Origin of the sequence: Proteus columbae (assembly GCF_009914335.1) — a bacterium.
In the GTDB taxonomy this organism is placed as follows: Bacteria; Pseudomonadota; Gammaproteobacteria; order Enterobacterales; family Enterobacteriaceae; genus Proteus.
This window is the reverse complement of record NZ_CP043925.1, coordinates 441,450-454,989: the sequence shown is the minus strand read 5'-3', so window position 1 is coordinate 454,989 and position 13,540 is coordinate 441,450. Positions and strand designations below refer to the sequence as shown.

8 protein-coding genes are annotated in these 13,540 nt (G+C 40.0%); 1 reads left to right on the top strand and 7 read right to left on the bottom strand.

Going from position 1 to position 13,540, the window contains the following annotated elements; translation table 11 throughout:
- A complete protein-coding gene (gene fdhF / locus F1325_RS02180) occupies nucleotides 1-2,145 on the bottom strand; it encodes a formate dehydrogenase subunit alpha (protein WP_160229938.1) in 2,145 nt (714 codons plus the stop codon).
- 530 nt (nucleotides 2,146-2,675) lie between these two features.
- On the opposite strand from fdhF, the gene eptB reads away from it, so the two are divergent.
- Nucleotides 2,676-4,367 (top strand): kdo(2)-lipid A phosphoethanolamine 7''-transferase, encoded by a 1,692-nt coding sequence (eptB, locus tag F1325_RS02175; RefSeq protein WP_160229937.1) that lies wholly within the window; start codon nucleotides 2,676-2,678, stop codon nucleotides 4,365-4,367.
- 110 nt (nucleotides 4,368-4,477) lie between these two features.
- Here eptB and F1325_RS02170 read toward each other — a convergent pair whose 3' ends face one another.
- From F1325_RS02170 to F1325_RS02145, 6 genes are all read right to left on the bottom strand, one after another.
- Nucleotides 4,478-5,674, bottom strand: coding sequence for a lactate oxidase (locus F1325_RS02170; protein WP_109374300.1), 1,197 nt, complete (start codon nucleotides 5,672-5,674; stop codon nucleotides 4,478-4,480).
- 121 nt (nucleotides 5,675-5,795) lie between these two features.
- Nucleotides 5,796-6,419, bottom strand: coding sequence for an isochorismate family cysteine hydrolase YcaC (gene ycaC / locus F1325_RS02165; RefSeq protein WP_023583682.1), 624 nt, complete (start codon nucleotides 6,417-6,419; stop codon nucleotides 5,796-5,798).
- A 363-nt stretch (nucleotides 6,420-6,782) separates the two neighbouring features.
- Nucleotides 6,783-7,460 (bottom strand): respiratory nitrate reductase subunit gamma, encoded by a 678-nt coding sequence (gene narI, locus F1325_RS02160; RefSeq protein WP_109374299.1) that lies wholly within the window; start codon nucleotides 7,458-7,460, stop codon nucleotides 6,783-6,785.
- The gene (narJ, locus tag F1325_RS02155) at nucleotides 7,457-8,182 is read right to left on the bottom strand and encodes a nitrate reductase molybdenum cofactor assembly chaperone (protein WP_167392502.1); all 726 of its coding nucleotides are present in this window, start codon (nucleotides 8,180-8,182) and stop codon (nucleotides 7,457-7,459) included. The genes narI and narJ overlap by 4 nt, the downstream gene beginning before the upstream one ends.
- Nucleotides 8,182-9,735 (bottom strand): nitrate reductase subunit beta, encoded by a 1,554-nt coding sequence (narH, locus tag F1325_RS02150; protein ID WP_088493882.1) that lies wholly within the window; start codon nucleotides 9,733-9,735, stop codon nucleotides 8,182-8,184. Before narH ends, narJ begins: the two co-directional genes overlap by 1 nt.
- Entirely contained in the window at nucleotides 9,735-13,496 is a 3,762-nt protein-coding gene (locus F1325_RS02145; RefSeq protein WP_160229936.1) for a nitrate reductase subunit alpha, read from the bottom strand. The genes narH and F1325_RS02145 overlap by 1 nt, the downstream gene beginning before the upstream one ends.
- Nucleotides 13,497-13,540: the final 44 nt, after the last annotated feature.

The window sequence follows — 13,540 nt, the reverse complement described above, 5'->3', positions numbered from 1 at the left end:
TCAACCCTCGGCGGCTTCTCTTAAACGACGTTTAATATTGCTATATTCCGTTTTCACATAGTGTTCTGCCTGAGCCTGTTCCTTGATTGGCTCAACACATACTGCACAATATTTATACTCAGGTGTTTTGGTAATTGGGCTTAAATTCTCTGCAACCAGTTCGTTACAAGCACCAATCCACCATTGATAAGTCATATATACAGCACCTTTATTCGGTCTATCACTGACCGCAGCACGCGTAATGACTTTACCTTGACGAGAGCGTATCCAAACTAACTCTTGATCTTTGATACCCAACTGTTTGGCATCTTCTGTGTTTAATTGAACATAACCCGGTTCATCAGCCAACGCCGCCAATGCTTTACAGTTACCTGTCATTGAACGGCAAGAGTAGTGTCCAACTTCACGGACGGTTGCCAATACCATTGGAAACTCATCAGAGAGTTTGTCAATTGGTGGAGCCCACTCACAAGTAAAGAATTGACCTTTACCGTTAGGAGTATCAAATTTACCACCATCGTACAGATATTGTGTACCTGGGCTATCTTCTGTTGGGCAAGGCCATTGGATATAAGCCAAGTCCGCCATTTTTTCGTAAGTCGCACCATAATAAATTGGGCATAGCTCACGCAACTCATCCCAAATTTCTTTGGTATTGTTGTAATGCATTGGATAACCCATTGCTGTTGCCATCAGACTGATAATTTGCCAGTCTGTTTTCACATCGCCAACAGGTTCAACAGCTTTATAGAAGCGTTGGAAACCACGGTCTGCCGCAGTATAAACACCTTCATGCTCACCCCATGATGTTGCAGGGAAAATAACGTCAGCAATAGACGCCGTTTTGGTCATAAAGATATCTTGCACTATCAGTAGATCCAGTTTTTCAAACGTTCTACGGATTGTTGCTAAATCAGGCTCAGTTTGCAGTGGATCTTCACCCATTACATAGTGAGCTTTTAATAAGCCGTGATCGATATTATGAGGAACTTCACTTAACGCATAGCCCACTTCTTCAGGCATTGACTCAATGCCCCAGAATTTAGCAAATTTCTCACGCGCTTTTTCGTCAGTAACGTATTGATAACCTGGTAGTGTGTTAGGCAAGGCTCCCATATCACACGCACCTTGTACGTTATTTTGACCACGAACTGGGCCAACCCCGACGTATTTTTTACCTAAATTACCCGTTAATAAAGCTAAACTAGTCAGTGAACGTACCGTTTCAACACCTTGGTAGAATTGAGTTACACCCATACCCCAAAGAATTGTTGCTGTTTCTGCTTTCGCGTACATACGTGCAGCTTCACGAATAATTTGAGCACTTAAACCTGTTGTTTCTTCAACAGATTCAGGTGTATAGCTTTCAACTAATTTACAATACTCTTCAAATTGCTCAGTGTGATTTTCGATAAAGGATTTATCATGCAATCCTTCTTCAATAATCACATGCGCAATCGCATTTAATAGCGCAATGTTAGAGCCATTTTTTAAGCCTAAGTGTAAATCGGCTAAACGTGCTGTTTCGATGTAACGAGGGTCACATACAATAATTTTGGCACCCTTTTCTTTCGCCTTAACAATACGGCGAGCAACAATAGGATGCGAGTCTGCGGCGTTATAGCCGAAGACAAATAGACATTTGGTATCCTCAATCTCAACGATTGAGTTGCTCATAGCACCATTACCGACCGAACGCTGCAGACCTGCAACCGAAGGGCCGTGTCAGACACGAGCACAGCAGTCTATATTATTATTTCCGATAACCGCACGAGCGAATTTCTGCATAACGAAGTTAGCTTCGTTACCCGGACCTCGTGAAGAGCCAGTTGTCATAATAGATTTAGCACCGTATTTCTCTTTGATAGCAAGAAGCTTGCTACTTGCAAACTCAATCGCTTCATCCCAAGAAACCGATTCTAATTTTCCGCCTCTTTCACGGCGGATCATTGGTGTTTTAAGACGTGGAGTCAGTATCTTAGTATCATGGATAAAATCCCATCCATAATACCCTTTCAGACACAGCTCACCTTGGTTTGTTAAACCATTGGCTCCTTCAGCGCCAATAATTTTACCGTTTTCCACCTTCAGGTAGATTTTGCATCCTGAGGCACAATACGGACAGACCGTGATGACTTTTTTCATCAACATTGCTCCTGTGTTCATCAACTTTCAGGTTATTACCTGATCTTCTCCTCTATCTATGCAGAGAGTGTGCCAAATAAGCACGCTTTTTCACTTTTCTACAACACAATGAAAAATAAAGAGAAATAAAATTCGTTGAATGAGTAAGAAAACAATGACAACTAAAGTAGTAGGAAGAGCTCGACACTAATGACGATATTTATGTCGATTTGTATTTCTATCAAAATTCGTTATACATTAACGATTATAACGTAATAATACTTATTTATTTCATCTGCGAAATCAAAATAATAAATACGCTTTCTTATCTGCCTTTATCGGGATCTTGCCGTATATAATGATGACAACCTTCTAATATCTCTATCAATATTCCTATCTACTAGAACTATTTAAATTAATAATTTTGATATTAATACAATTCAAATAAAAAATTTTTAAACTTCAATAAAAAAAAGAACATAATACTGAACCTGAAAACAACTCCGCGGTCTTAAAGACCTCTACACCATATAAATTGATAATCACTGAACATGCAAAAATTAAAGTTTTTACGGTTTTCTAAAGAGAACATTGCCCTTTTTTTAGCTGTCTACCTTGGTTTCTTTCTTAATCTTTCCGTTTACATTGGCCGATACGGCACACAGAATACAAACAACCCCCTCATTGAGGCATTATATATTCTAGGTGAAATTGCCGTTAACATTGCCTTTACCTTCTTTCTATTACGACTACTCTCTTTTTTCGGCTCTCTATTCTTTAAAATAGTCGCCTCTTTTATTCTCGTCGTGAGTGTTTGTGCGAGTTACTATATTTCTTTTTATGATGTCGTCATTGGATACGGCATTATCATTTCAACACTAACCACGGATACGGATTTATCTAAAGAGCTGGTTAGCCCAAATGTGATTATTTGGATTATTGGCTTATCTATTTTGCCATTGGCTCTTATTTGGCTAGGTAAAAAACCAGAGAAAAATCTAACTACACAACAAAAGAAAAAAATCTGGATAAAAAATACCGTCAAAATGCTTGTGATTGCACTGGCTGTTTTTGCCTATTTGAAAACACTTGATTCAAAACAAAAAGCCTATGAAATAAAAAATAACTTGGATCTGCCAAGCTATAGTGGTGGCTTAAGTTATGCGTATTTACCTACAAATTGGATTATCCCATTATTTCAATATGCAATAACGCAGTATGACGATACGTTTAATAACCAAAATATTTTTAATCCTGCCGATCACTTCACTTATGAGCCTTCAAAGGCAAATGAAGATGTGTATGTTGTTTTTATTATTGGTGAAACAGCAAGATGGGATCATATGGGATTGTTAGGATATGAACGTCAAACAAACCCTCTATTAAGCCAAGAGAAAAATCTTGTTGCCTTTAAAGGTATTTCTTGTGATACCGCAACCAAGCTCTCTTTAAAATGTATGTTCGTACGAGAAAACGGAACAGAAAGTAACGATCAGCGGACATTAAAAGAGAACAATATTTTTTCAGTATTAAGCCAATTAGGTATGTCATCAGAGTTGTTCTCCATGCAAAGTGAATTGTGGTTTTACAATAAACTTGATTTAAATAACTACGCAATGAAAGAGATGATGACTGCCAAAAATAGCAATTTTGGTAAAGAACTTGATGACACCTTATTAATTACTGAAACGGCAAATACGGTTGCCCAACATCCAAAGGGAAATCATTTAGTGATTTTACACACTAAAGGCTCTCACTTTATGTATTCACAACGTTACCCTGAATCATTCAAAAAATACCAACCTGAATGTTTAAATGTGGATGATGAGTGTACTAAAGAGCAGTTAGTGAATGCTTATGATAACTCTATTCTTTATACCGACTATTTTATTGATGGCATACTCGACACATTGCGCGATAAAAAAGCCATTGTGTTTTATACCTCCGATCACGGTGAATCTATTTCAGAAAAAGGTGGCTTACACGGCACACCAAAAGAAATTGCCCCACCAGAACAATTTAAAGTGCCATTCTTAGTTTGGATGTCAGATAGCTATTTAGCAGAGTCTGAAAATAAAAAGCTATTTGATAACTTAAAGCGCAATCAAGATGCAGAGCGCACGTTCTATCATCACAATATTTTTGATTCAATGTTAGGTTGTCTAGGTTATTCATCGTCAGATGGTGGTATTAATAATCAAAATAACCTCTGTTTTAGTGATATACCATCAAACCAAGAATAAATTTTTAAACTAACAATATTCTTTTAAGTTGATAGAAAAAATAAATTGATAGAAAAAACCCACGTTCAATATTGAGCGTGGGTTTTATTACTTTTAACTTTATAAACTAATTATTGATTAAAACTTGCGTCGGTATAAAGTGGAGTGGCTTGAATATCTTTTACTGTTTTTGCGCCACCTAACATCATATTAATTTTTAATTCTTTATTTAAATGTTGGATAACTGAATTAACACCTTCAGCACCACCTAAATTTAATCCATAAAGAATTGGGCGACCAACAGCGACAACATCTGCACCACTGGCTAATGCTTTAAAGACATGTGAACCACGACGCACACCACTGTCAAACACGATAGGGACACGTTTATTTACCACTTTAGCAATTGCAGGTAACACATCAATCGTTGCTGGTGCGCTATCTAATTGACGACCGCCGTGATTAGAAACCCAAATCGCATCTGCACCCGCTTTAATTGCAGTATCTGCATCTTCAGGTGATTCGATACCTTTTACAATCACAGGTAAACCAGACATCTTTTTCACATACTGAATATCTGCGGGTGTAAATGCTTGTTTAGCTTGAGCATAAATTTCACTAATACCCGCACCTTTACCTGTTTTAGATTTATCATCACTGATTTTTGCAAACGCTTCTAAGTTGGCAAAACCTAATGGAAATTGGAAATTATTTTTCACATCATCTTCACGATAACCACCCACTGAAGAGTCGATAGTCATAATGATACCTTTAGCGCCATACTGTTTTGCTTGAGATAAAATATACTCATTAAAGGCATCATTTTTACTCATGTATAACTGAAAGAAGAATGGGTAACCGGGTTGAGCATCCGCCACTTCTTTAATGGTTTTATTACCATAAGTGCTTAATGAAAAAATAGAGCCGGCTTTCGCCATACCTTTTGCTGTGGCAACTTCGCCTTGTTGATGTGCAAGCCCTTGAGCTGCCATCGGTGCCTGAATAATAGGCGTATCTAATTTAATACCCAAAAATTCTGTTTTTAAATCTAAGTCAGAAAATTCGATGCCTTGTAATGAACGAGGCATAATATATTTTTTATCAAATGCACTTGTATTAGAGCGTAAGTTATTTTCATCTTCAGCACCACCGCGAATATAACCGAAGGCGCCTTTTTCCATATTTGCTTGAACTTGAGCTTCCATTGCTTTTAGGTTTACTATTTTAATTGGGCCTTCAGCAGTACTTGCTTTATATTCAGCAGCCTGTGCAACACCTACACTTAATGCCATAGCAATAGCGGTAGCTTTTAATATTTGACGTTTCATTTCTATTCCATTTTTAATTAAGGGCTTATATCTATAATTTAATAAATTTAAAACTCAATTAAATTATATTTTTCAAAAAATAATATAAGCCCTATTTTTAGGTAAAACTTAAATTAACCGCTTACTTTTTTGTTAAAGTATTATAGCTTGTCATAAGATTACGATAGTCTGGAATATGATTAGCAAACAGTGTGCCTAATCCTTCGACATCATTACGCCAGTCACGGTGTAATTCACAAGCTAAACCAAACCAGTTAATTAATTGCGCCCCTGCTTTTGACATTCTATCCCACGCAGAGTCACGAGAAATGGCATTGAAAGTGCCTGAAGCATCAGTGACAACAAAGACTTCAAAACCTTCCTCAAGTGCTGATAATGCAGGGAATGCAACACAAACTTCAGTCACAACACCCGCAATAATCAGTTGTTTTTTACCCGTTGCTTTAACGGCTTTGACGAAGTCTTCATTATCCCATGCATTGATTTGACCTGGGCGAGCGATATAAGGAGCATCTGGGAACATTTCAACGAGCTGAGGCATTAGAGGACCATTAGGACCATCTTCAAAAGAAGTCGTTAAAATGGTAGGTAAATTAAAGTATTTAGCAGCATTGGCTAATGCTAATACATTATTATTGAATTTATCAGGCTCGATATCTCTGACTAAAGAGAGTAATCCAGCTTGATGGTCTACCAACAGAACAGCGGCATTATTTTTATCAATACGATGATATTTAAAGCTCATAATAATCTCCGATAGCATAATAGAGGTAAGACTCAATTAAATCATAGCACCAAATTTACATGACAATATTCAGATTAATTTAAATTTGAGTTTATTTATAATAAACAACCAATTATAAATATTTAAATTTAATTAAATATCACGATACTTAATTAACTATTTATTGCCTTATATAAATTCATTTCGTTAAAAAGAATTATAAGTGCAACTATTCTTAAATGAATCTAAAGATTATTGCTTTAACCATTCAAATTTTTTGTTCAATTTTTAAGGGAGAAAAAAGATAAAAAAAACCCCCGCGGGCGGGGGTGAGATAAGCGCAATTAAAAGGTCTCTAATTTACTATCAAGAGATGGGTATTCATTAATGACGATTACGCACAATTTGATAGCGACGAGTTAAGTACTCAACTGGCACGCTCCAAATATGAACTAATCGACAGAATGGGAACAATAAGAAAATCGTCATACCTAAGAAAATGTGCAATTTAAACACGAATGCGACACCTTCAAGATGAGCCGAAGCACCGCCATGGAAAGTCACTATAGATTGTGCCCAAGCCACCAGCTTCATCATTTCGCTACCATCCATATGTTGTGCTGAGAATGGAATAGTCAGTAAACCTAGCGCTACTTGAATAACCAAAAGCGTTAAGATCATGATGTCACCAAATGAAGATGTAGCTCTAACCCGTGGATTGGTTAAACGGCGTTTTAATAACATCACGCCCCCCACCAGCATTAATACACCACAAGTACCGCCACCGACCATTGCCATAATTTGTTTATATTCAATAGGCAGGAAAGATTCATACATCCAATGTGGTGTTAGCATTCCCAGAAAATGACCAGCAAAAATACCGAGGATCCCAACATGAAATAAGTTAGAAGCCAATCGCATGTTTTTCTTGTCTAACATCTGGCTAGAGCCAGCACGCCACGTATATTGACCATAGTCGTAACGTAGCCAGCTACCGATAATAAAAACGGCACCCGCAATATAGGGATAGATATCAAAAAATAACATATTGATGTAATTCATTTTTGTGCTCCCGTATCCAACGAATTCCCCACGTTGAGATATTGAACTGTAGTCTCTTGTGCAAAACGGCGCTGATGTTGGCTGATTTTGCCACTACCACATTGCGTACCTTCGCCAAGAAACGTCACTTGTTCTTCTTCCCACACAGCATCTAATGCGGCAGGCGTATCATCTAAAGGCTCTTTTTCTACTTGAGCAGTCAGTTGTGATGCTTCCAATCCACTTTGTGAGAGGCAAAGCAACACATCAAAGAGCGCGTGATAATCACTGCCTCGTTGTTTCAAACGCTCACCTAACAGCGCCAAAATAGGCGCAATGTTATTTAGCCCTTCAATACAGTCTGTCGTGGGCAGGAGCGTTAAGTACTCAAGGTAAGTCGGCAAATAGTCAGGGAGTTCACGACTACTTAATGTGATCCCTGCTTGTTGATATTGATTGAGCAGATCAACCATTGCCTGACCACGATCGCGGGACTCGCCATGAACGTGTTCAAATAACAACAGCGATCGCGCCCGCCCTCTATCAAAAAGCTCACTGTAATTGGCTTGCGCATCTAACAACTCTTGCTGCGTTAAGGTATGAATAAACGCCATTAATTTCGCAACTTGAGTCACAGGAAGCTCATCAGCTTCCTGTAATGCATCGATAAGCTCGCCTCGGTTATCCCACAACTCCTGTGTGGGATAATCTAAGAGATGGGAAATGACTTTCAGAGAGATCATTATATTTTCTCCTCTGACCGACGTTCGTCTTGAGGTGTTCTTGATGTGATATCAATTGCATCAATACGATGACTATTAAACAAATTAAATTTGCTATCACTGCCATGACAACCGTCACCAAAGCTAAAGCCACAACCATTACGTTCTGGGAAAGCTTCTCTTGCAAGTTCACGATGGCTTGATGGAATAACAAAGCGATCTTCATAATTTGCAATAGCCAGATAACGATACATCTCTTGTGCTTGCGCTTCAGTCAAACCTACTTGCTCTAATGCACTTAAGTCTGTTTTGCCTTCTACGGTTTCAGCACGTTTATAATGACGCATCGCTAACATGCGTTTTAATGCTAATAACACAGGTGCAGTATCCCCAGCTGTCAGTAAATTTGCTAAATACTGAACTGGAATACGTAAGCTTTCTACATCAGGCAGAACGCCTGTATGTGGTAACACGCCCGCATCAGCAGCAGACTGAATTGGTGACAAAGGTGGCACATACCAAACCATTGGTAAGGTGCGATATTCAGGGTGCAGTGGTAATGCTAGCTTCCAATCCACCGCCATTTTGTAAACAGGTGAACGCTGCGCTGCATCAATCACACTTAATGGAATACCTTGCTCTTCAGCGGCTTTGATCACTTCAGGATCAAATGGATCCAAGAAGATATCTAGTTGGCTTTGGTATAAATCTTTTTCATTATCCGCACTGGCGGCTTGTGAAATTTTATCTGCGTCATACAGCATCACACCCAGATAACGAATACGTCCTACACAAGTTTCTGAGCATAGTGTTGGCTGACCGGCTTCAATACGTGGATAACAGAAAATACATTTTTCTGACTTACCACTTTTCCAGTTGAAGTAGATTTTTTTGTATGGGCATCCGGTTAAACACATGCGCCATCCACGGCATTTATCTTGGTCGATAAGCACAATGCCATCTTCAGCACGTTTATAAATCGCACCACTTGGGCATGTTGCAACACAAGCAGGATTTAAGCAGTGTTCACATAAACGTGGTAAATACATCATGAATGTATTTTCAAACTGCCCATACATCTCTTTTTGCATATTGGCGAAGTTTTTATCCGCAGCACGTTTACTAAACTCGCCACCTAAATCGTCTTCCCAGTTTGGGCCTTTTTCGATTTTGGTCATGCGCTGACCTGTGATCAGCGAACGAGGTCGTGCTGTCGGTAAAGAGCCTTCTGGTGCATTTTTTAAATGCTCATAGTCATAATCAAATGGCTCATAGTAATCATCTAATGCGGGGACATCTGGGTTGGCAAAAATTTTCGATAATAGACCAACACGGTTGCCCATTCTTGGTACTAATTTACCTTTGATATTTTTGATCCAACCGCCTTTCCACTTCTCTTGGTCTTCCCAATTTTGTGGATACCCTGTACCCGGTTTTGTTTCAACGTTATTGAACCATGCGTATTCGACACCTTCACGGCTCGTCCAAACATTTTTACAGGTTACTGAACAGGTATGGCAACCGATACATTTGTCGAGGTTCAGTACCATACCGACTTGTGAACGAATTTTCATTATGCCTTCTCCTGTCCATTCAGGGTCTGTTGATAAGCATCACCTTCACCATCAAGCCAATCAATCTGTTTCATTTTACGCACCACAACAAACTCATCACGGTTAGAACCCACAGTGCCGTAATAGTTAAAGCTATAAGCCAACTGAGCATATCCACCAATCATATGGGTTGGTTTAGGGCAAACACGTGTCACAGAGTTGTGAATACCACCACGCATTCCTGTTATTTCAGATCCTGGCAGATTTATTTGACGTTCTTGTGCGTGATACATATAAATCATGCCATCAGGAATACGTTGGCTAACAATCGCTCTCGCCGTTAGCGCGCCATTACTGTTGTATGCTTCAACCCAATCGTTATCACTAATTCCCATCTCTTTAGCATCATCTTCACTCAACCAAACCACAGGGCCACCACGACCAAGCGTTAACATCAGTAAGTTATCGCTATATGTTGAGTGAATACCCCATTTCTGGTGAGGCGTCAGGAAGTTCAGCGCTTTTTCAGGGAAACCATTTGGTTTTTTGCCTTTAACTGCATCAATAGCTTTGGTATCAATTGGTGGACGATAAACCACTAAACTTTCACCATAAGCACGCATCCACTCATGATCTTGATACAATTGCTGACGACCACTTAAAGTACGCCAAGGGATCATCTCGTGAACGTTGGTATAACAGGCGTTATAAGAGACGTGCTCATCTTCAAGACCAGACCATGTAGGGCTTGAAATAATCTTACGAGGTTGAGCAACGATATCGCGGAAACGAATTTTTTCGTCTTCTTTTACTTTAGCTAAATGAGTGTGATCGCGTCCTGTCACTTTACTCAGTGCATCCCACGCTTTTACCGCCACCTGACCGTTAGTTTCAGGGGCTAAAGAGAGGATAACTTCGGCTGCATCAATCGCGGTTTCAATCGCTGGACGCCCTTTTGCTGCGCCATCATGACGGATACGGTTGAGTTTTTTCAGGAAATCGACTTCTGCCTGTGTATTCCAACTGATCCCTTTACCACCATTACCCAATTTATCCATTAGAGGGCCTAATGACGTAAAACGAGCATAGGTATTAGGATAATCACGCTCTACAGGAATAAGATGTGGTGCGGTTTTACCCGGAATAAGGTCACATTCGCCTTTTTTCCAATCCTTCACATCGAAAGGCTGTGCCATTTCAGCGGCGGAGTCATGCTGAATAGGTAATGTCACTAAATCAGTTTCAACACCTAAATGACCCACACATAATTTAGAGAAGGTTTTAGCGATACCTTTATAGATTTCCCAGTCTGTTTTGGATTCCCAAGCAGGATCAACTGCGGCTGTTAATGGATGAATAAACGGATGCATATCCGACGTATTCATATCATCTTTTTCATACCACGTTGCAGTTGGTAAAACGATATCTGAGAATAGGCAAGTGCTCGACATACGGAAGTCTAACGTCACGACTAAATCGACTTTGCCTTCACCGCCTTTATCTTGCCACTCCACTTCTTGTGGTTTGACTTGGCCTTGTTCACCTAAATCTTTACCTTGCAGGCCGTTTTCAGTACCCAGCAAGTATTTCAGTAAATATTCATGTCCTTTACCCGCCGAACCTAACAAGTTAGAGCGCCAGATAAATAAATTACGTGGGAAATTTTGTGGGTTATCAGGCTGTTCTGATGCAAAGCGGATCTCACCTGACTTCAATGCATTAACGGTATAGTCAGCCGCACTCACACCCGCTTCTTGTGCTTTTTTCGCAATAGACAGTGGGTTTAAGTTTAATTGAGGTGCGGAAGGTAACCACCCCATACGCTCTGAACGCACGTTCATATCTACCAAACTACCAGTAAAGCGTGATTTATCCGCTAATGGTGATAATAACTCTGTTGGTGATACTGTTTCATAACGCCACTGACTTGAGTGGTTATAGAAAAACGAGGTGCTGTTCATATGACGAGGTGGACGTTGCCAGTCAAGACCAAAGGCTAATGGCAACCAACCAGTTTGCGGACGCAGTTTTTCTTGTCCAACATAGTGTGCCCAACCACCACCACTTTGACCGACACAACCACAGAAAATCAGCATGTTGATAATGCCACGATAAGTCATATCCATGTGATACCAGTGGTTAATACCCGCACCGACAATCACCATTGAACGACCATGTGTTTTTTCTGCGTTATCCGCAAATTCACGCGCAATACGAGCGATATCTTGACGGCTTACACCTGTTACTTTTTCAGCCCATGCGGGTGAATATGCTTTGATTTCATCGTAGTTTGATGCACAGTTTTCATCATTTAAACCGCGATCAACACCGTAGTTGGCTAATAATAAGTCATAGACTGTTGTAATATATTTCTCTTCACCATTAGCAAGTGTAATGCGTTTAGCAGGTAGCTTGTGAACAAGCACATCATCAAGCGCAACACCTTCAAAATATTCGCTTTTAATGCCACCAAAATAAGGGAATGCAACATCAACAATATCATCATGATTATCTAAAAGACCTAATTGTAATGTGACATTTTCGCCACTTTTACCGTCTTTAGGCTCAAGATTCCATTTAGCTGTCCCTTCCCAACGAAAGCCCATAGAACCTTGAGGAGCAACCAATTGTTGGGTTTGCTCATCAATGGCAATGGTTTTCCACTCTGGATTTTTCTCTTGATCCAGATTGTTCACTAAATCAGAGGCACGCAACATACGACCTGCAACTAATTTGCCTGAGTCGTGTTTATCTAGCATCACCAACATTGGCATATCAGTGTAAGTGCGCACATAGTTGCGGAAATATTCTGTTTGGCGCTTAACGTGGAATTCGCTAAGAATAACGTGTCCCATCGCCATTGCCATTGCGCTGTCTGTACCTTGTTTTGGGTTTAACCATTGGTCACACAGTTTAGCGATTTCAGCATAATCAGGTGTTACGGCAACTGTTTTAGTGCCTTTATAACGAACTTCGGTAAAGAAGTGCGCATCAGGAGTACGGGTTTGAGGTACGTTAGAACCCCACGCAATCAGATAAGAAGAGTTATACCAGTCTGCTGATTCTGGTACGTCTGTTTGCTCACCCCAAGTCATTGGCGAAGCAGGTGGTAAGTCACAATACCAATCATAGAAACTTAAGCACGCGCCACCAATAAGCGATAAATAACGCGCACCCGCCGCATATGACACCATCGACATCGCAGGAATTGGCGAGAAACCGATAATACGATCAGGACCAAACTCTTTTGCTGTAAACACGTTAGAAGCTGCAATGATTTCATTCACTTCTGACCATGAAGAGCGAACAAAACCACCACGACCACGCGCTTGCTTATAGCTTTTGGTTTTTTCTGGCGAGTTGACAATAGAAGCCCATGCATCAACGGGATCGCTATGTTGTGCTTTGGCTTCACGCCATAATTTAATGAGGCGTTTACGTACCATTGGGTATTTAACGCGGTTCGCGCTATATAAATACCATGAATAGCTTGCACCACGAGGACAGCCACGAGGCTCATGATCAGGCAAATCAGGACGTGTACGCGGATAGTCAGTTTGTTGGGTTTCCCATGTGACTAACCCATTTTTGACGTAAATTTTCCAACTACATGAACCTGTACAGTTTACACCATGAGTAGAACGTACAATTTTGTCATGTTGCCAACGACTGCGATAACCATCTTCCCAGTCACGATTAACATTTAGCTCTTGGCCATGATCCTTTGAAAAGGTATCGCCAAGTTGTTTGAAATAGCGGAATCTATCGAGAAACTTACTCATCAGATACTCTCCCAATGCGCGCGAGCGCTCTCACATTGCGTATA

Coding starts and splice junctions, on each gene's coding strand:
- narI (WP_109374299.1), bottom strand. CDS start 7,460: ATGAATTACATCAATATGTTATTTTTTGATATCTATCCCTATATTGCG.
- ycaC (WP_023583682.1), bottom strand. CDS start 6,419: ATGAGCTTTAAATATCATCGTATTGATAAAAATAATGCCGCTGTTCTG.
- F1325_RS02145 (WP_160229936.1), bottom strand. CDS start 13,496: ATGAGTAAGTTTCTCGATAGATTCCGCTATTTCAAACAACTTGGCGAT.
- narJ (WP_167392502.1), bottom strand. CDS start 8,182: ATGATCTCTCTGAAAGTCATTTCCCATCTCTTAGATTATCCCACACAG.
- eptB (WP_160229937.1), top strand. CDS start 2,676: ATGCAAAAATTAAAGTTTTTACGGTTTTCTAAAGAGAACATTGCCCTT.
- F1325_RS02170 (WP_109374300.1), bottom strand. CDS start 5,674: ATGAAACGTCAAATATTAAAAGCTACCGCTATTGCTATGGCATTAAGT.
- narH (WP_088493882.1), bottom strand. CDS start 9,735: ATGAAAATTCGTTCACAAGTCGGTATGGTACTGAACCTCGACAAATGT.